Annotated in this window: 17 protein-coding genes; 7 read left to right on the top strand and 10 right to left on the bottom strand. The window is 48.0% G+C overall.

The window, feature by feature from the left end; genetic code table 11:
• Positions 1-15: 15 nt before the first annotated feature.
• Both J4645_RS06445 and aac(6') read left to right on the top strand, forming a co-directional pair.
• Positions 16-807 carry a DeoR/GlpR family DNA-binding transcription regulator gene (locus tag J4645_RS06445; RefSeq protein ID WP_023197658.1) on the top strand — a complete coding sequence of 264 codons (792 nt, stop codon included), beginning with the start codon at positions 16-18 and terminating at the stop codon, positions 805-807.
• Positions 807-1,244, top strand: a complete 438-nt coding sequence (gene aac(6') / locus J4645_RS06450; protein ID WP_000354598.1) for a cryptic aminoglycoside N-acetyltransferase AAC(6')-Iy/Iaa — start codon at positions 807-809, stop codon at positions 1,242-1,244. The genes J4645_RS06445 and aac(6') overlap by 1 nt, the downstream gene beginning before the upstream one ends.
• Positions 1,245-1,290: 46 nt before the next feature.
• On the opposite strand, the gene J4645_RS06455 is transcribed toward aac(6'), so the two are convergent.
• The 5 genes from J4645_RS06455 to J4645_RS06475 form a co-directional block, all read right to left on the bottom strand.
• On the bottom strand, positions 1,291-2,493 hold the full coding sequence (locus J4645_RS06455) for a lactate oxidase (RefSeq protein ID WP_000856050.1): 1,203 nt from the start codon (positions 2,491-2,493) through the stop codon (positions 1,291-1,293).
• Between the two features lie 11 nt (positions 2,494-2,504).
• Positions 2,505-3,080 carry a YceI family protein gene (locus tag J4645_RS06460; RefSeq protein ID WP_001024309.1) on the bottom strand — a complete coding sequence of 192 codons (576 nt, stop codon included), beginning with the start codon at positions 3,078-3,080 and terminating at the stop codon, positions 2,505-2,507.
• 195 nt (positions 3,081-3,275) lie between these two features.
• The gene (locus J4645_RS06465; protein WP_001081945.1) at positions 3,276-4,931 is read right to left on the bottom strand and encodes a glucan biosynthesis protein; all 1,656 of its coding nucleotides are present in this window, start codon (positions 4,929-4,931) and stop codon (positions 3,276-3,278) included.
• A gap of 219 nt (positions 4,932-5,150) precedes the next feature.
• Positions 5,151-6,659 (bottom strand): carboxylesterase/lipase family protein, encoded by a 1,509-nt coding sequence (locus J4645_RS06470; protein ID WP_023214597.1) that lies wholly within the window; start codon positions 6,657-6,659, stop codon positions 5,151-5,153.
• Between the two features lie 48 nt (positions 6,660-6,707).
• The gene (locus J4645_RS06475; RefSeq protein WP_023214596.1) at positions 6,708-8,051 is read right to left on the bottom strand and encodes a VOC family protein; all 1,344 of its coding nucleotides are present in this window, start codon (positions 8,049-8,051) and stop codon (positions 6,708-6,710) included.
• A gap of 292 nt (positions 8,052-8,343) precedes the next feature.
• Between J4645_RS06475 and J4645_RS06480 the strand changes: the two genes are divergently transcribed.
• Positions 8,344-9,267: a LysR substrate-binding domain-containing protein gene (locus J4645_RS06480; RefSeq protein WP_000414259.1), complete on the top strand. Its 924-nt coding sequence runs from the start codon at positions 8,344-8,346 to the stop codon at positions 9,265-9,267.
• 60 nt (positions 9,268-9,327) lie between these two features.
• Here J4645_RS06480 and J4645_RS06485 read toward each other — a convergent pair whose 3' ends face one another.
• The 3 genes from J4645_RS06485 to J4645_RS06495 all read right to left on the bottom strand — a co-directional run bounded on the left by J4645_RS06485 (position 9,328) and on the right by J4645_RS06495 (position 12,547).
• Complete coding sequence (locus tag J4645_RS06485; RefSeq protein WP_000528480.1) at positions 9,328-10,953, bottom strand: methyl-accepting chemotaxis protein; 1,626 nt, start codon at positions 10,951-10,953, stop codon at positions 9,328-9,330.
• Between the two features lie 168 nt (positions 10,954-11,121).
• A complete protein-coding gene (locus tag J4645_RS06490; RefSeq protein ID WP_000842138.1) occupies positions 11,122-12,240 on the bottom strand; it encodes an S-(hydroxymethyl)glutathione dehydrogenase/class III alcohol dehydrogenase in 1,119 nt (372 codons plus the stop codon).
• Between the two features lie 31 nt (positions 12,241-12,271).
• Positions 12,272-12,547 carry a metal/formaldehyde-sensitive transcriptional repressor gene (locus J4645_RS06495; RefSeq protein WP_001120770.1) on the bottom strand — a complete coding sequence of 92 codons (276 nt, stop codon included), beginning with the start codon at positions 12,545-12,547 and terminating at the stop codon, positions 12,272-12,274.
• A 522-nt stretch (positions 12,548-13,069) separates the two neighbouring features.
• Here J4645_RS06495 and steB point away from each other — a divergent pair.
• Entirely contained in the window at positions 13,070-13,471 is a 402-nt protein-coding gene (gene steB, locus J4645_RS06500; RefSeq protein ID WP_077911084.1) for a type III secretion system effector SteB, read from the top strand.
• A 128-nt stretch (positions 13,472-13,599) separates the two neighbouring features.
• On the opposite strand, the gene J4645_RS06505 is transcribed toward steB, so the two are convergent.
• Positions 13,600-14,316 (bottom strand): hypothetical protein, encoded by a 717-nt coding sequence (locus J4645_RS06505; RefSeq protein ID WP_001527697.1) that lies wholly within the window; start codon positions 14,314-14,316, stop codon positions 13,600-13,602.
• 425 nt (positions 14,317-14,741) lie between these two features.
• On the opposite strand from J4645_RS06505, the gene sseJ reads away from it, so the two are divergent.
• Complete coding sequence (gene sseJ, locus J4645_RS06510) at positions 14,742-15,968, top strand: SPI-2 type III secretion system effector SseJ (protein ID WP_001131418.1); 1,227 nt, start codon at positions 14,742-14,744, stop codon at positions 15,966-15,968.
• A gap of 120 nt (positions 15,969-16,088) precedes the next feature.
• Here the strand turns inward: sseJ and J4645_RS06515 are convergent, their stop codons facing one another.
• Positions 16,089-16,433: a DUF1294 domain-containing protein gene (locus J4645_RS06515; RefSeq protein WP_000281190.1), complete on the bottom strand. Its 345-nt coding sequence runs from the start codon at positions 16,431-16,433 to the stop codon at positions 16,089-16,091.
• Between the two features lie 933 nt (positions 16,434-17,366).
• Here J4645_RS06515 and J4645_RS06520 point away from each other — a divergent pair.
• Both J4645_RS06520 and J4645_RS06525 read left to right on the top strand, forming a co-directional pair.
• Complete coding sequence (locus J4645_RS06520) at positions 17,367-18,128, top strand: transporter substrate-binding domain-containing protein (RefSeq protein ID WP_023214594.1); 762 nt, start codon at positions 17,367-17,369, stop codon at positions 18,126-18,128.
• Positions 18,129-18,134: 6 nt separating this feature from the next.
• Entirely contained in the window at positions 18,135-18,782 is a 648-nt protein-coding gene (locus J4645_RS06525; RefSeq protein WP_023214593.1) for an amino acid ABC transporter permease, read from the top strand.
• The last annotated feature ends 19 nt before the right edge of the window (positions 18,783-18,801 follow it).

Consider the following 18,801-nt stretch of genomic DNA (forward strand, 5'->3'; position numbering starts at 1 on the left):
AGGAGTCATATGCTGATGAGCCAACAGCGCCCCGACCGTATCAAACAGATGTTGCATTACCTTTGGCAACACAGGCACCTCTCAACACAACAAGCTATTGAGCTTTTTGGCTATGCAGAGGCAACCGTGCGCCGGGATTTTCACTATATCGCCAGCCGTTATCCCGGAATGGTTCGCGGCCATGGTTGTATTGACTTCGACGACAGTACGGAAGATAAAGAATATGTTTTTGACGTTAAGCGAACGTTACAAAGCGAGGCGAAACGCGAAATCGCTGCCCTCGCCCGCACGTTCATCAAGGATGGAGACTGCTTTTTTCTCGACTCCGGCTCCACCTGTCTGGAACTGGCAAAATGTCTGGTTGACGCCAAAGTAAAAGTCATTTGCAATGACATCAAAATCGCTAATGAACTGGGTGGCTTCCCACACGTAGAGAGCTACATTATCGGCGGACTGATCCGCCCCGGCTACTTTTCGGTGGGCGAGAGTCTGGCGCTGGAGATGATTAACGCCTTTGCCGTTGAACGCGCCTTTATCTCCTGCGATGCGCTGTCGATTGAAACGGGCATCACCAACGCTACCATGTTTGAAGTGGGCGTTAAAACGCGCATTATTCAGCGCTCACGCGAGGTCATATTGATGGCCGATCACTCAAAGTTTGATACTGTAGAACCCCATGCGGTGGCGACGCTGTCCTGTATTACTACTATTCTTAGCGACAGTGCGCTCCCGTCTGCTATCGCCCGACGTTATCAGCAGGCGGGATGCCGTCTCATCATGTCAACCCCCTCATCAGGAGCGCGTTAATGGACATCAGGCACATGAACAAAACCCATCTGGAGCACTGGCGCGGATTGCGAAAACAGCTCTGGCCTGATCACCCGGACGACGCCCATCTGGCGGACGGCGAAGAAATTCTGCAAGCCGATCATCTGGCATCATTTATTGCGATGGCAGACGGGGTGGCGATTGGCTTTGCGGATGCCTCAATCCGCCACGATTATGTCAATGGTTGTGACAGTTCGCCCGTGGTTTTCCTTGAAGGTATTTTTGTTCTCCCCTCATTCCGTCAACGCGGCGTAGCGAAACAATTGATTGCAGCGGTGCAACGATGGGGGACGAATAAAGGGTGTCGGGAAATGGCCTCCGATACCTCGCCGGAAAATACAATTTCCCAGAAAGTTCACCAGGCGTTAGGATTTGAGGAAACAGAGCGCGTCATTTTCTACCGGAAGCGTTGTTGAGGGAAATCATACAGGAAAAGGTCGGGTATAGTACCCGACCTTTATATTACTGGGGCAGCTCTTTTTCAGTTAACAAGCGTGTCGTTTTCACTTGTTCAATATTCCTGGCGCCACCCAACATCATGTTAATTGTCAGCTCTTTGTTTAGCTGTTCAATCACTGATGCCACACCCTGAGCGCCGCCAAGATTAAGACCGTATAATACAGGCCGGCCAACCGCCACAATATCCGCCCCGCTGGCTAACGCTTTGAATACGTGCGAACCACGGCGTACTCCGCTGTCAAAAATAACAGGCACTTGCTTGTTGACAACTTTTGCAATCGCAGGAAGCATATCGAATGAGGACGGCCCGCTGTCTAATTGACGACCACCATGATTAGAAACCCATATTCCTGCGGCCCCGGCCTGGATAGCAATTTCAGCATCCTCCGGCGACTGAATGCCTTTTACGATAACCGGCAGACCGGAAATACGATGTACATAGGCAATATCCTCCGGCGTAAAGGCTTGTTTAGCCTGCGCGTAAATTTCACTTATCCCTGCCCCTTTGCCGGTTTTTGAACCATCGTCATTTTTTCTGGCGAACATTTCCAGGTTTGCAAAGCCCAACGGGAACTGGAAGTTATTTTTAATATCTTCTTCCCGATAGCCACCGACAGGCGAATCTACGGTCAGAATAATCGCTTTAGCGCCATGCTTTACCGCTTGTGCAAGAATAAATTCGTTAAATTGATTATTCTTACTCATATAAAGCTGGAAGAAGAACGGATTTTTCCCGGAAACGTTAGCCACCTCTTCGATGGTCTTGTTGCCATAAGTACTCAACGAGAAAATCGAACCGACCTGCGCCATGCCTTTCGCCGTCGCCAACTCTCCGGAGGCGTGGGCCAGGCCCTGCGCTGCCATCGGTGCCTGGATTATAGGCGTTTTAAGCGGAATACCCAGTAGCTGCGTTGATAAATCGATCTCTTTTAACTCAATGCCCTGTAATACGCGCGGCATAATATATTTTTTGTCAAAGCTTTCGGTGTTGCTGCGAAGGTTATTCTCATCTTCGGCTCCACCGCGAATATAACCAAATGCCCCTTTCTCCATTCTGGCCTGAACGCGCGCTTCCAGAGAGGCTACGTTCGTCATTTTTATTGCTTTTTCGTCCGTGCTGGCTTTGTACTCTTCAGCATAAGCCAGGCCTGACGTTGCCAACATCGCCAGCGAGGCCACTACCCGAATGAGGTGATTAGTTTTCATCATCATTCCCTTTATTGCTTAACCGCTTCTGCCTGGATTTTTATATCGACAACTTTCGTCATCCCCATATCGACCAGATAATCTACCCCCCACTGGGTGCGATCTATTTGCGTGACAAAATCACCACCGCAAACCTGCGCCTTGAATATCGGGCTCATATAACAGCCAAACTTGGTGGTGGTTAAGGTGACGGGCTTAGTTACTCCCTTCATTGTTAGCAAACCGTCAATAGAGACTGGTTTATTATCGTCAAAATGCCATTTTGTCGATTTAAATACTATTTCTGGATATTTTTCCGCATCCAGAATATCGCTACTGCGAATATGGTTATCAAACGCATCCACCCCGGTATTTAAGGCGCTCACGGGAATCGTCACACGCATCTCTGCGACTTGCTTTTCCGGCTGATATTTCAGTTCGCCGCTAATAGCATAAAACCCGCCATGATTGGTTGAGGTCTGGAAATGATCGATATTAAATACCGCATTGGTATGCGTATTATCAAATTTATATACATCTGCATGAGCAGCACTTAATAAACCCAGAGACAGGAGAGCACCAAGAAAACTCTTTTTCATTATATTCACTTTATATCTTAAATAAGGTGAAGCTATCTTAATGTCCCCTGTCCGCAGGATCGAGAGGGATAAACAGGAAGGACTGTTGCAAAAATAGAACGATGGAAAGGCCGTGTCACAAAAACAGCGGCTCACGGATGAGTTTATGCCAGGGCAATTTCCGGAACCTGTACCGCCTTTGTGGCGGTACAGAAGGCAAACAGACTAACGCATGATACGATCGTCGACATAACGGCGCTTATCCGGCGCAGGCGGGAAATACTGATACAGCCAGGTTTCGCTGATAGCCTCCCCCTGGCAGCGCAGGAACATACGCATATCCACCGGTGCCGTAGAATCCGAGGTCGGATACCAGTCAAACTGGATACGATAACCGTCGAAAGGCTCTACGTAGAGGATCTCAATCTGCTTCGCCTCGCCACTGGAGAGCGTAATTACCGGCTCAATGCCTTTTGGCGCGGCCGCTTTCAGATCGCCGCCGACAAAATCAATAGCAAAACGGCGCGCCCATTTATCCGGGTAATGTTCGCCCGGCGCCCAACCTTCGGGAAAGCCGCCCATCCCTGTACGGGTCGCCATGACCCGCGCAAGCGGCGATTGTACCGGCGGCTGCGCGCTCCAGTACAAACGATAATTGAACGCCAGCGCATCCCCGGCTTTGATCGCTTTTTCCGGCTGCCAGAAACAGACCACATTATCCAGAGTTTCACCAGTGGTTGGGATCTCCATCAGGCTAACCGCGCCTTTCCCCCACTTACTGCGCGGCTCCACCCACAGGCTCGGACGTTTGTTGTACCAGCCCATCACATCCTGATAATGCGAGAAATCGCGATCGAGTTGCAGCAGGCCGAACCCTTTCGGGTTATCGTCCATATATGCATTGAACTGCAATTTCTGCGGATTATTCAGCGGGCGGCAAATCCACTCGCCGTTACCCCGCCACATCGCCAGCCGATCGGAGTCGTGAATTTGCGGATGAATGGTGTCGCATACCCGGCGTTCATTATTCCCACAGCTAAACATACTGGTCATCGGCGCAATGCCAAGTTGCTTAATATCTTTACGGGCGTAGAGATGGTTTTCTACATCCATGATCACCTGCGATTTTTCGCAATGAATCACAAATTTATACGCGCCCGTCACGCTGGCGCTGTCCAGCAGAGCGTAAACGGTAAACGTAGTATCGCCCGGCTTCGCGGTGTCAAACCAGAATGCGGTGAAGTCAGGGAACTCTTCCTGACCGTCAGTATAGGTATCTATCGCCAGCCCGCGAGCCGACAGGCCATACTGATAAGTATCATCTACCGCCCGGAAATAACTGGCGCCCAGGAAGGAGACGACATCGCGCCGCGCCAGTTCCGGCGCTTTAAAGACACGGAAACCGGCGAAACCGAGATCGCTCTGCCCTTCCAGTTGCGTCGTATCGACGCCGGCATCGTTGTATTTAAACAGTTCCGGGCGAAAATGAATCTCGCGAGCAAGATGCGTCGTCGTATCAACGGAAAACATGCGTACGCGACGACGAAAGCCCATCCCTACGTGGAAAAACTGAATATCGAGCTGCCGGTTGGCAACACCGTTCCAGAGTGAATGCGCCGCGTCATACTGAATGCTGTTATAGGCCTGCGGCGTCAGATTGGCGAGCGTATCCGGCAAGGGGCCCGGCGCGCCGCCCCAGGGCTTTTTCGCTAACGCCTGGGCCATTGATTGCAGACCAGCAAAATCAAAACGGACAATTTTACCATCCGCAATATCGGATTCCGCGGCAAACGCCGCCTGAGAAAAGAGTGAAGCAATACCGCTGGAACCGCACACGGCGGCCATTGCCATTGAACCTTTAATAAATCGTCTACGATTCATACCTGAAAATGAGTCCTTCTGGTCTTGTGAATGGTCCCGCGCTGGTTTTTTCAGCAGCAAGAATGTGCCCGTTTCTGACCGCTCACTCTAGACAAAATTCATTAATAATCCAATTGTTGGTCGCCTGGAAACTGTGCAAAAGCGTAAATATTTTATGTCGATAAGAACCGACCTAATCGGATGTAAACCTCACGCAGCATTCTTCAGATTATGAAAAGTTTATTCCAGACTAACGTGATGTTTCATGACTCGTTTAAACAGCGCCAGACGCGCACGCATAAAGCGGTTTTCCACTTTAAAACCGGCAAGTTTGTTCAGCCCAATCCGCAACAGACGATCTCGCCCCCGAATGCTGGCGGGCCAGCGAACCGGGCCGTGCAGCACGTCGCGCGTGCGGCTGGCATGACGAGCGAAATTCACCCAGTAATCCGCCACCTGCGAGGCAAAGGCCAGGTCATTCTCATTCACATAATGGCATGTGGGCTCAGCCCGCGTTAACGTATCGAATACATACGGTATTTCATTGCCATGACAGGCACCATTCGCGTAGGTGTTATGCTCCGCTTCGGCGACATAATCAAACCAGTAACGCCAGCACGGTTCGCCGATCCGCTGCTGCGCTTGCATGACGACATAACCCAACGTGGTAAATACCATATCCCGACAGACCTGCCGCCCTAGTGCTTCGTCGCCTTTCACTCCAGGATAAAGCAGCCGGATTAACCCCAGGCCAACACGCCGCTCACGGCGCATTTTTTGAATTTGACCGGCAATATCGACGCCAAAAACTGCCAATACGCTGGCTTCATCGCTATTCGAGCCGATCATCACCGGTATGGGATGCTGTTTCGCCGCAAAGAAGGTTTCCAGCATCGGATGCGGCAGCACGACGTCGCCGGAAATCGGCGTCGGCGCAATTTTAAAAGGCGCGTCCAACGGCCAAAACGTCTCTGCCGGTAAAGCGCGTAGCTGTTCGGCAGTGGCATGGGCTAAGCCAAGATGTTCCGCCAGCGCAACGCCTTTTTTTAGCGCCACCTCGCGGGGCGTATCCGGCAGCGTATAACCACTCTGAATAATCGCTTTATGAAAAAGCCCCTTCGCCAACGGCGAAGCCATCAACGACAGCACGCTGCGGGCGCCGGCGGATTCGCCAAATAACGTCACATTCTGCGTATCGCCGCCAAATGCGGCAATATTGTCCTGCACCCAACGCAGCGCAGCGATTTGATCGAGTAAAGCGAAATTATGAATACACTCCGCCTCTTCGCCTTCCAGTGCCGGATGCGCGAAAAAGCCCAGATGGCCAAGCCGATAATTGACCGTCACCACGATCGCGCCGCGCTTCGCCAGCGCTTGACCGTCATAGGGCGGCAAACTCCCCGCGCCAATGGTGTAACCGCCGCCGTGTAGCCAGACCATGACCGGCAACGGTTCATGACGCACGGCGGGAGCCCAGACGTTCAGATAGAGACAGTCTTCGGAAAAATTTCCCGGATCGCCGCCGCCGAGTTCGCGACACCAGGTAATATCCTGCCAACTGGCGCAGGAGAAACAATCCGCCTGGCGCACATCCTGCCAGGCTGTAACAGGCTGCGGCGCACGCCAGCGTAGCTCCCCTGTTGGCGGCGCGGCATAAGGTATACCGCGCCAGATATGGATTTCTTCCTGTACGACGCCCACGATTTTACCGTGACGCGTCTCCACCAGTGGGATGGAGGGATTCAACATAACGCCTTCCTTTTACAGTATCCTCACAGCCTGTGAAGCTTACCGCTTTTAAAGCAGACCGCAACGGCGTTTACTGCGTTCTTCCGCTTCCTGATATAACGAAAATTCATCCCGTACTGCACATCCCAGCGCCTGTTCAAAGGCGTCGCGGCTGGCATTGCCGTGGCTTCTGGCCAGCGTTTCATTTCCCAAATTCGACTGAAAAATGCCGGCTGCGCTGACCGGAAGAAAATCTTCATAGGTAATCGGCTGCGCGATCACCCAACCGCGCTCAATAAGCGGCTGCGGATCGTCGCCAGGATGGATCGCCTGACGATGCGCCTCGCCGGAAGGCGTTAAGCGATAGCGGAACCAGGCAAGCCCCTGCTGGCGAAGCAGAAATTCGCTATCCGGAAAGGCGTTAAAGACCTCCCGCAAATGGAGTTGATGCGTGAAGTTATCCTTACCCGTTCCCGCCTTGTGCAACAGTTCGTCATATAATCGACGACCTTTTGGCGTCAGCGCGACGCCACGTTGCTCAATTTCGCCGAAGCGCGCCGTGTGCGTACCCTGCTTTTCATCAACGAAGAGCACCTGCTCTTCCAGTGCTTTGAAACTGGTTTGCCGCAACAGAATAGGCACTTCGCGGCGAGGCGGACCTTCGATAAGAGTTTTAGGCGTAATGCCGCACTCCGGCATCATGGCCTGTACCCGGTCGATATCCAGAGTACGCGGCGTCAGATGGTTAATGTGACATCCCGGGAAACAGACCACGTCGGCAATTAAACGATGCTCACGATGCAGGCTGAGGTACGTTTCTTCATCAACGGTAGCCTGACGATGCCAGCGAAAAGTCTCCAGCGTTTCACGGACGAACTCTTCGGCCTGAGCAGCGCTAAAACCGCCCTGCTCGTCGTACTCATCCAGCAATTGTCGGCAGCGCGATGTAAAAATATCCCGCTGCGATAAGATTTCCGCCGCCCGCTGGCGTAATGCCGCGTTTTCAATGAGCTCCAGGCGTAATAGCGAAGTGAACATGCGAAAGGGATTACGCGAGAGCGAAGCCTCGTCAATGGGACGAAATGCCGTGGAGTGCACAGGCACGCCCGCCTGAGAGAGATCGTAATAACTTACTGGGTACATCCCCATGATGGCGAATATCCGACGCAAGGTAGAAAGTTCTTCTGCGGTGCCAACACGAATGGCGCCATGTCGTTCCACGTTCAATCGCGCCAGTTCATCGGCATTAGCCAACTGCTCATGCAGTTTGGGATTATTTTCCAGCACCGCCAGATTCACGTCAGCCACAAGTTCCAGTAACGTACCGTACTGCGGAACTTCCTGCTGGTACATTGCCGACATTGCCTGCGAAAAGTGTTCCCGAATCTCATCTGCCGTGATGGTGTCCGCCATAATGTCATGCCTCCAGTGAATGTTACCTGGAGTGTAGAAAACCTCATCCATTCCGGGGAGAAGAATTTATAAAGTGTGATCCGGTCTGAATTCATTATGCAGAACGGATTGACATGAGCTGGCGTATCCCCGACCAGATCGCGGCTTAACACGCTTAACGGCAGTTGAATCATCAGTAAAATAAAACAGTTGTAACTTGAAATGGTAAAATGTTAATAATATTTTGCTATCAGGTTATCAAAAACAAACAACTTTACTTGTCACCCGCACGGCTCTGTTTTTAACATCGCTTATGGAAAAAAATGGTCTGTTTAGTCAGCGCATTCGGTTGCGCCACCTTCATACATTTGTCGCCGTTGCGCAACAGGGAACGCTGGGGCGCGCGGCTGAAACCCTTAACCTGAGCCAGCCAGCGCTTTCTAAAACGCTGAACGAACTGGAACAACTCACCGGAACCCGTCTGTTCGAACGCGGGCGACTGGGCGCGCAATTAACGGTTCCTGGCGAACAATTTTTGACTCATGCGGTAAAAGTATTAGATGCATTGAATACCGCCGGGCAGGCGCTGAATCGCAAAGAGGACGCCAGCGCCGATGTGGTGCGTGTTGGCGCGCTCCCCACCGCTGCGCTGGGTATACTCCCGGCGGCTATTGGGCGGTTCCATCAACAGCAAAAATCGACCTCGTTACAGGTCGCGACCATGAACAATACGATGTTGCTTGCAGGTCTGAAATCAGGCGAGATCGATCTGGGTATTGGCCGCATGTCAGACCCGGAATTAATGGGCGGTTTAAATTACGAACTGCTGTTTTTAGAATCGCTTAAATTAGTGGTACGCCCCGGTCATCCCCTGTTACAGGAGACGATCACGCTCAGTCGGGTTATGGAATGGCCGGTAGTCGTCTCGCCAAAAGGCACGGTACCGCGCCAGAATGCGGAAGCCCTGTTGCAAAGCCAAGGGTGTAAAATGCCTGCCGGATGTATCGAAACGTTATCCGCATCGTTATCACGACAACTTACCGTAGATTACGATTACGTCTGGTTCGTCCCCTCTGGCGCGGTTAAAGAAGATCTTCGCCAGGCAACGCTGGTCTCATTACCCGTGCCGACCCAGAGCGCAGGCGAACCGATAGGTATTCTTACGCGAGTTGATATCCCGCTCTCAACCGGGGCGCAAATGCTGATTGCGGCGATCCGTAAATCGATGCCGCTGTGATAGCGGCTGTCGGGCATTAAACGCGCCCGCGGCTAAAATAGCCCGCTGGCGCGACGCTCATTAAAGGAAGGATGATCGCATCGTCGCGCCAGTATCCTGTAAATGAAACGCATCAACGGCTTGCGTCAAGCGGGCGGCCTGTTCTTCAAGCGAAGCCGCCGCCGCGGACGCCTCTTCGACCAGCGACGCGTTTTGTTGCGTAACCTTGTCCATCTCAGAAATCGCCTGACTGACCTGAACAATACCGCGACTTTGCTCATCAGAGGCTGCCGCGATATCGAGCATAATATCGGTGACGCGTTTGACGGCATCCACAATCTCATTCATGGTGCTCCCCGCAGCGATAACCTCTTCAGATCCTTGTTCAATCAGGCTGACCGATGCGCCGATCAAGCCTTCAATCTCTTTTGCCGCCTGCGCGCTGCGACTGGCGAGGGTACGAACCTCACTGGCGACCACCGCAAAACCGCGTCCTTGTTCCCCGGCACGTGCCGCCTCGACCGCCGCGTTCAGCGCCAGTATGTTGGTCTGGAAAGCGATACTGTTAATGACGGCGGTAATTTCCGAGATTTTTTTCGAGCTGGTGGAAATATTCCCCATCGTTTGTACGACCCCGGAAACCATCTGGCCTCCGCGACTGGCTTTACCGGAAGCATCTTCCGCCAGTTTGCTGGCGTGATGCGCATTATCCGCATTCTGCTTAACGGTTGCCGTCAACTGTTCCATACTGGCCGCGGTTTGTTCAATGGCAGCAGCCTGCTGTTCAGTACGAGAAGATAAATCCGTATTACCGGCGGTAATTTCGCTGGTGCCTCGATAAATTTCCTCCGCCCCCTGACGCACCGCCCCTACCGTTTGTTGCAACGCATGCTGCATCTGCTGAAGATGATGACTCAGACGACCAATTTCACTGCGTCCTGTGGGCTCGTCAGCCATGGTCAGATCGCCCGCCGCAATGCGTTCGATACGTGACGCAGACTGCTGCAAGGGTTGTATCACCGTGCGACGCAGCACCATGAAGGTCATTAACGTCAATACCAGCGCCAACGTAAATGCGCCAATCATAAACATCATACCGAGCCGGGTACGTTGGTAAGCCTGTTCGCTAAGTAGTCTTGCCCGCTCGGTGCGCAGTTCAATCGCTTTCAACAGGACATGGTTATATGCGGCATCCAGTTGTTTTGCCTGCTCGTTTTCATGATTAATGATCGCTTCGAACATGCCATTTTTGGCAAATTTCAGCATCGGTTGCAGGCCGTTGATATAGGCGGTGTAGCGGGCGTTTAACTCGTTATCCAGCGCGTCATCGGCGGGTGTTTTCACCGCTCTGGACATATAAGCGTTAAAGCCGTCCTGAGACTGCTTGATCCGCGTTTCCGCAGCGGCAATATTGGCTTTCATTTCATCCATTTCAGCAATCCGGCTCGCCGCGCCAGCGTGGATCATATTGATACGTGCGGTACGTAAGTGGTTAGCGCTGTTGGATAATCCCATCCGTACCTGAATCTCGTCCGTGACATCACGCTGATCGCGATCGGCCTGTAACAGAAAATAGCCTGCCAGCCCGGCGCTCAAAGCAAAAAGAAGAAGGATGCCACCGAGAATGGAGGAAAACAGCGGAACCAGCCGAATATGATGCAGGAAGCCCAGTTTATGCGAGGCTTGCATCGAGAATGTGTTGCCCATGACCGTCGACTCTCTTGTAGGTTTTATGCGTAAAACACGCCCGTTAGATAGTCATCGGCACTTCATGACGTTTGCTTACCGCGAAAAGCATCGCCTTCGTCACATTTTCACAACATTCATTCCAGAAAATTCAGAAAAGCGCCAGCGGAAAATCCGCTGGCGGATGAATCAGTTATCGCTAAAGTGGATAACAGTACGGATGGATTTACCCTGATGCATCAGTTCAAAGGCATCGTTAATCTGCTCCAGCGGCAGGCGGTGAGTAATAAAAGGATCTAAACGGATTTTACCGTTCATCGCATCTTCGACCATCCCTGGCAGCTGCGTGCGCCCTTTCACGCCGCCAAAGGCGGAGCCACGCCAGACGCGACCGGTCACTAGCTGGAAGGGACGGGTTTTGATTTCCTGCCCTGCTCCCGCTACGCCAATAATAATGCTTTCGCCCCAGCCTTTATGACAACATTCCAGCGCCGCTCGCATCACGTTAACGTTGCCGATACATTCAAAACTGAAATCTACGCCGCCATCAGTAAGCTCAACAATAACGTCCTGGATCGGTTTGTCGTAATCATTCGGATTAATAAAGTCCGTGGCCCCCATTTCGCCCGCCAGCGTAAATTTTTCCGGATTCGTGTCGATAGCTAAAATACGCCCGGCTTTAGCCTGAACCGCGCCCTGAATAACCGCCAGCCCAATACCGCCTAGACCAAAAACGGCAACGGTGTCGCCCGCTTTCACTTTAGCGGTGTTATGGACGGCGCCAATACCCGTCGTCACGCCGCAGCCCAACAGACACACTTTATCCAGCGGCGCCTGCGGGTTCACTTTCGCCAGAGAAATTTCCGCGCAAACGGTATATTCGCTGAACGTGCTGGTTCCCATATAGTGATAAACGGGTTCGCCGTTATAAGAAAAGCGGGTAGTGCCATCCGGCATCAGCCCTTTTCCCTGAGTGGCGCGTACGGCCTGACAAAGGTTAGTTTTACCGGACTTACAGAACTTACACTCGCCGCATTCCGCCGTATACAGTGGAATAACATGGTCGCCGGGTTTCAGGCTGGTGACCCCCTCGCCGACCTCGACTACCACGCCGCCGCCTTCGTGACCCAGGACTGCCGGGAATACGCCTTCCGGATCATCGCCGGAAAGGGTAAAAGCATCGGTATGGCAAACGCCGGTATGGGTGATTTTGACCAGAACTTCGCCTTTTTTCGGCGGCGCAACGTCAATCTCGACAATTTTTAGCGGCTGACCGGGACCAAAAGCAACTGCTGCACGTGATTTCATATATCTCTTCCTGTTACGGTGAGGGAAATTGTTATTTTAGATAAGCGCGAAGAAGATGGCCGATTTCCGCCATCCGAACCGCGCGCTGATCTGGCGTAGTTTCCCCGCTGACCAGCTCATCTTTCAGATGGATCTCAACCATTTCACTCATCAGGCCATTAGAAGCGCCGCGCACGGCGGCAATTTGTTGCAGAATAGCCAGACAAGGTTCGCCAGACTCAAGCGCCCGCTCCAGCGCTTCAACCTGCCCGCGTATGCGACGAACGCGGGTAAGGATACGTTTTTTATCTTCAGGTGAATGCGGCATTCGACCTCCATATACTATAGGGGAGTATACTATCAGAATTTAATGTTTATGTAATTGTAAAATTACACACAATATAAAAATCAATCGCTTATAGCTTTCCGGCATAGACAATCAAGAATCAGTTCACATTCAGCATATTCAGCTCACGGGAACTTTTTCAGGCTACAGACAATAAACGCCAAAGCTTCTTTTATATGCTGCAATGTTTTGCCCGACTGGGCACAGAGGTAATGCCGGTGAATCCAGTCCCATTACCCAGAAGTAAATATTTGCTCAATAGTTTTTATTTACTCACCAGGTGGTAATGAATAAAGGTTATGATATGCAGATGTCAGTCTTGTAAGAACGTAACATCACAACTGCGATACACCGCCGACGGCTAGCGAAAATATCTCAACCCTGTGTCTTTCCAGACTTAGTTAATAGTGGACAAAAAATCAAATGAGCGTTATTTGAAAGATTTTTAATACCCAAAAGCGTCATCATTATTGTTAATTTGAAATCAATCTCAGGTAATAATCCATGCCTATTTCGATTTGTAAACATGGTGCTCCTTTTGTTGTTCAACATGAAAATCGGTACGGTTCCGGTGCAAGTCAGTCATCATCACTTTTCAAATCAATCCGCCATATTAGCAACTCTCATGAGGAAATAAAATTTATAAGTTGCTATAGTGCAAATGGAGCCTGTTTTTCCAATGCACAGATGCTAGCCAATGCCTCAGGGAGGCCTGTTATAGGTTACTATGGGAAAATAAATAAGTTAACAGCCAGTCTGGATAATAGCGGTCGTATATTCCGCCCACAGCATAAGCTTGCGGCCAGGATTTGTTATGTAAGTAATCGGCTTCTGAGCGGTCCAATTCAACTTGGGTTTGGCCTGAAACATCTGCTAAACTGCCACTCAGATGGTAATGTCAGATAAAGTGTCATGCCATGCCCTTCCCGGCATTGCTATTCCACAGCCTACAGATATAGGCGCTCAGTTCTTTCTCTAATCTCTGCCATGGGAAGCTCTGGCGTCATTTCACGCTCTTGCCAACCAGTATTTTATTAAAGTCTGACTTTTACCAGGGTAATTTCATAAGAGTGTCCATCTTCTGGTCTAAAAATAATAAATCTATTGTTATTTTTAGTAAAGGATTTCGACAAAATAAAACTATCATGATACCTGGCCAGGACGTAGTACCAGCCTCCATCATACAATATCATTTCGTATTCTTTCTTTAATTGTGGCTTATAGATCCCAACAAAAAAAGAAAATATAAAAAAATATATAATAAAACCAATCATAACTATAGTGAAACAATGTCTTCGCACCCAACTGAGTTGCGTAAAACAAATCACTGGCATCAATTTACTATAAAAACGCATCCCCACCGATAGGCATAAAGCCACCAGTAAAATGATAAAAAAAAGCTCCCACAAAAACGATTCTGTTAAGAGAGAAAACTCGATAACAATTGGAATAAAGAACAAAACCGCTGCCAAAAAAAGGCGTAAGAAGCTAAGGTCGTGAATACGTGCTTTTTGCTTTACTAAAAAAAATAATAGAATACCCACTCCCCACGCTATTATGAATATAGCCATCAGGCTAATCGCATGGAATAGACTTCGGGCAATGTTGTCAGGGCCGACGCCTACATACCACCACGGGAAACCATAGTACGCGGAGACGCCCCAGCCATAAAAATAGGCGCTCCCCCATCCCAGACCACCTAAATAGGCCAAAAGCATTGAAGAGTTTTTAATAATTGAATCATCACTCATTATAGTTAACTCACTTAAGAAATATTTAATATGAAAATAGAAATCAACACGTTATATAAAACACCACCCCCTTGGAAATAATAGCTTGATGATAAGCTTACCTAATTTTCCTGAGTATCAAGCCAGCTCATACCCACGCCAGCACACTAAAATCAGGAGTGGCTACTTTTTTTAGAGGTTTGCCTTAACCAGACGCACAGTCAATAATGATAGCAGTCAGATAATATGTACCCGGCATTAACCTCACGTTGTTGATGATATATTTACTTCGTTGAAAAATAATAAATATTGCATGTGTTTTTTTGGCGGCGACAAACTGTTAAAGAAGCGCAATTCTATATACACCATTTACCTGATTACTTTTCTTGCTAATATTTGTTAATTAATGTTTTGCTAAAGCGTGATTAATTAGTAAGGAGGACACTATGCCATTGAGTGTTGGACAGGGTTATTTCACATCATCTATCAGTGCTGAAAGATTTAATGTGATAAAAGAAAGCGCACGCCCTCCGGAATTAAGTTTATGGGAGAAAATCAAAGCATATTTCTTCACCACTTACCATGCCGAGGCGCTCGAATGTATCTTTAAACTTTACCACTATCAGGAACTGAATCTAACACCGGTACAGGTTCGCGGAGCCTACATCAAACTTCGAGCCTTAGCGTCTCAGGGATGTAAAGAACAGTTTATTATAGAATCACAGGAACACGCCGATAAGTTGATTATTAAAGATGATAATGGTGAAAATATTTTATCTATTGAGGTTGAATGTCATCCGGAAGCTTTTGGTCTTGCCAAAGAAATCAATAGATTACATCCCAAGCCAAAAAATATTTCTTTAGGTGATATTACCAGACTGGTATTTTTTGGCGACAGTTTATCTGACTCCATGGGGCGTATGTTTGAAAAAACACATCATATCTTACCCTCCTATGGTCAATACTTTGGCGGAAGGTTTACTAATGGATTTACCTGGACTGAGTTTTTATCATCTCCACACTTCTTAGGTAAAGAGATGCTTAATTTTGCTGAAGGGGGAAGTACATCGGCAAGGTATTCCTGCTTTAATTGCCTCGGTGACTTTGTATCAAATACGGACAGACAAGTCGCATCTTACACCCCTTCTCACCAGGACCTGGCGATATTTTTATTGGGGGCTAATGACTATATGACACTACACAAAGATAATGTAATGATGGTCGTTGAGCAACAAATTGATGATATTGAAAAAATAATTTCCGGTGGAGTTAATAATGTTTTAGTCATGGGGATTCCCGATTTGTCTTTGACGCCCTATGGCAAACATTCTGATGAAAAAAGAAAACTTAAGGATGAAAGCACCGCTCACAATGCCCTGCTAAAAACTAATGTTGAAGAATTAAAAGAAAAATACCCCCAGCACAAAATATGCTATTTCGAGACTGCCGATGCATTTAAGATGATAATGGAGGTGGCCAGTAATATTGGTTATGATACGGAAAACCCTTATACTCACCACGGCTATGTACATGTTCCCGGGGCTAAAGACCCTCAGCTGGATATATGTCCGCAATACGTCTTCAATGACTTTGTCCATCCAACCCAGGAAGTCCATCATTGTTTTGCCACAATGTTAGAAAGTTTTATAGCTCATCATTATTCCACTGAATAATGTTCCATCGGCTGCGGTACGCCTTGAGCAAAACACCGCTCAATATCATAGTGCCGGTGGCATGAAAATATGAGGTTGTCTTTGCTGCCGGTTGGTCAATAAGTGATCCATACTCTATGTTCAGTAGGACAAAAATGGATAGAGTCGATAGATCGCCACCGTAACTACAATACTCACTATCACACTGACGATAAAGTATGTTTTGAATGGCTGCTTTTGCGTTTTATGACGGAAGAGTTGTTGACCAACAATCGCACCAGGCCACCCACCGACAACCCCAAACACCAACAAAGTGGATTCCGGCACTCTGCGCCAGGTTTTACGTGCCGCCGTTTTGTCTATACCGTAGATCGCCAGCGTTAGCACGTTGGCGAGCAGGAACCACATCGCGACGGGATGCGATGTAAAAATGCTTCCGACCGCAGCGGAGATCAGGAGTAAATAACAAAAGCGGTTAAGATACATATTATTATGTCATAGCAATGATTAGGGACATCGGAGCCCATTATACGCGATACATGCGCCTATGTGATGTAGAATTTTCTTTTCATTCAGCCAACGAGTCATCGAGTCATCGAGTCATCGAGTCATCGAGGATTCATTTTTAATTACCATGGTAATCATAAGGTAATTAACGTGTTGTGAACACGATTAAAATGGGTAAAGCCACCAAAAATGTTACCACCTTAACCATTGCCAGGATAACTTAATGGAGAGCCCTCTTTATTGCTGTTTGTTATCCGGTTGGCAGTCTCAGTTTTGGATTTATTTATCGTATTTATATTTATTACATAAGATGTACGATGTTAATTTGAGAATTTTATCTCGACAACCGCATATATTAAGATATTTCTGAATTAAGATTATTGTCGATTAAAACAAGTTAACGTTTTGATAAACATAACAACATCGTCAGAACTCCTGATTTGTTGTCGTTTGTTCATAGGATAAATAATTTATATGCTTGCAAATATAGATAGCACGCAAATCAACTTAGCTCAGAAAATGTATTTGACAAGCAAAGATAAGTCTTTATATTGGCCCTGGATAGAGTGGCAAGATGATACTTAGAGACATTAAACACACCGTCACTGAAGCATTTATCTGCTTATCATGTAAATATGTATGCGTAAATGGAGCATAAACTATGTCCAGTATACTAATGTCTATGGTATCTTTACATTTTCACCTTTCATGGGGTCGCTGCACTCATATCCAGTTGATATCTCATGGTATATTCAATCCATTCCCTTTGATGATTCCTGTCAAACCTCCTGATTAAATTAGTTAACAGCGATGGAATACATAATGTTAAGTACTTTACGCCTGCAAATGTCAGGTTCACGCCCTAATGCTTAATTTATAATACGCATTACCTTACTACAGGAAATAGATAGCATGTTATCCAAAAAATTTGGCTTATCGATGATAGTGTTGGGAATAATGTCGTCTTCAGCGTTTGCTGATAGCATCGTTGAAGGGAGAACACTCAATGTCGCAGTATCACCGGCCTCTCCCCCTATGTTATTTAAAAGTGCTGATGGCAAATTGCAGGGGATAGATCTGGAGCTTTTTTCGTCTTACTGTCAGTCACGGCATTGTAAGCTAAACATCACCGAATATGCCTGGGATGGAATGCTTGGCGCAGTGGCGAGTGGTCAGGCAGATGTCGCATTTTCGGGAATTTCAATCACAGATAAACGTAAGAAAGTTATTGATTTTTCTGAACCTTATTACATCAACTCTTTTTATCTGGTCAGTATGGCCAATCATGAAATAACGCTCAATAACCTCAATGAATTAAATCAATATTCTATTGGATACCCTCGAGGAATGGCTTACTCCGACCTTATCAAAAACGATCTGGAGCCCAAAGGATACTACTCGTTAAGTAAAGTAAAATTGTATCCAACATATAATGAGACGATGGCTGATCTAAAAAATGGCAATCTTGATCTGGCTTTTATAGAAGAGCCGGTTTATTTTACCTTCAAAAATAAGAAAAAGATGCCGATAGAAAGTCGTTATGTTTTCAAGAATGTTGATCAACTTGGCATTGCCTTTAAGAAAGGCTCTCCCGTGCGCGATGATTTTAACTTATGGCTTAAAGAGCAAGGGCCACAAAAAATATCTGGCATCGTCGATAACTGGATGAAATAGTAAGCTATGTCATCAGGTAATATGCTGGCTATCTTTTATTTCCTATTGGAAGGGATTGGTAATACGCTGCTTGTAACCTTTACCTGTTTTCTCTCAGCGTTTTTTACCGGGCTTACAGTCGCCGTATTACGGCGACTATCCCCCCTTCCACTACAGAAGATACTCGACGTACTGGTCTTTATTCTTCGGGGAATTCCAATACTTATTGCTGTTTTTCTTGTTTATTTTGGATTGCCAGCGATTGGCATATATGTTTCACCTCTGGTGGCCATGAACCTCAGCGTCGGCTTAATCAGCGGAAGTTATCTTGCCGAGGTGTTCAGAGGGGCGCTTAAATTAGTTGAGCCATTCGAAATAACGGTAGCGAAAGTAGCAGGAATGCGTCAATTACAGGTTATAGTAAATATTGAACTGCCACAGATGTTGCGATTTTCTGTGCCCGGTATTATCAATGAGTTTTCTTCTGTATTAAAAGCGACGCCCTTTGCTTATACTGTCGGCATCGCTGAAATAACGAAGCAGGCAATGTCACTGACAGCCATCACGCTGAACGGGTTACAGATTTATACTCTTGCCGGGGTATTATATTTCATTATTTATAAATTTTTTACTCTTCTGGCCGGAGTGTTTGAGAAAAAATATCGCATCAGTTGAAGCATAAAAATAGAGGTGA

The sequence above is a fragment of the Salmonella sp. 32082101201600294FB01SM01 genome, from assembly GCF_017572865.1.
GTDB lineage: Bacteria > Pseudomonadota > Gammaproteobacteria > Enterobacterales > Enterobacteriaceae > Salmonella > Salmonella enterica.

Coding starts and splice junctions, on each gene's coding strand:
- J4645_RS06445 (WP_023197658.1), top strand. CDS start 16: ATGAGCCAACAGCGCCCCGACCGTATCAAACAGATGTTGCATTACCTT.
- J4645_RS06455 (WP_000856050.1), bottom strand. CDS start 2,493: ATGAAAACTAATCACCTCATTCGGGTAGTGGCCTCGCTGGCGATGTTG.
- J4645_RS06465 (WP_001081945.1), bottom strand. CDS start 4,931: ATGAATCGTAGACGATTTATTAAAGGTTCAATGGCAATGGCCGCCGTG.
- J4645_RS06470 (WP_023214597.1), bottom strand. CDS start 6,659: ATGTTGAATCCCTCCATCCCACTGGTGGAGACGCGTCACGGTAAAATC.
- J4645_RS06475 (WP_023214596.1), bottom strand. CDS start 8,051: ATGGCGGACACCATCACGGCAGATGAGATTCGGGAACACTTTTCGCAG.
- J4645_RS06480 (WP_000414259.1), top strand. CDS start 8,344: ATGGAAAAAAATGGTCTGTTTAGTCAGCGCATTCGGTTGCGCCACCTT.
- J4645_RS06485 (WP_000528480.1), bottom strand. CDS start 10,953: ATGGGCAACACATTCTCGATGCAAGCCTCGCATAAACTGGGCTTCCTG.
- J4645_RS06490 (WP_000842138.1), bottom strand. CDS start 12,240: ATGAAATCACGTGCAGCAGTTGCTTTTGGTCCCGGTCAGCCGCTAAAA.
- J4645_RS06495 (WP_001120770.1), bottom strand. CDS start 12,547: ATGCCGCATTCACCTGAAGATAAAAAACGTATCCTTACCCGCGTTCGT.
- steB (WP_077911084.1), top strand. CDS start 13,070: ATGCCTATTTCGATTTGTAAACATGGTGCTCCTTTTGTTGTTCAACAT.
- J4645_RS06505 (WP_001527697.1), bottom strand. CDS start 14,316: ATGAGTGATGATTCAATTATTAAAAACTCTTCAATGCTTTTGGCCTAT.
- sseJ (WP_001131418.1), top strand. CDS start 14,742: ATGCCATTGAGTGTTGGACAGGGTTATTTCACATCATCTATCAGTGCT.
- J4645_RS06515 (WP_000281190.1), bottom strand. CDS start 16,433: ATGTATCTTAACCGCTTTTGTTATTTACTCCTGATCTCCGCTGCGGTC.
- J4645_RS06520 (WP_023214594.1), top strand. CDS start 17,367: ATGTTATCCAAAAAATTTGGCTTATCGATGATAGTGTTGGGAATAATG.
- J4645_RS06525 (WP_023214593.1), top strand. CDS start 18,135: ATGTCATCAGGTAATATGCTGGCTATCTTTTATTTCCTATTGGAAGGG.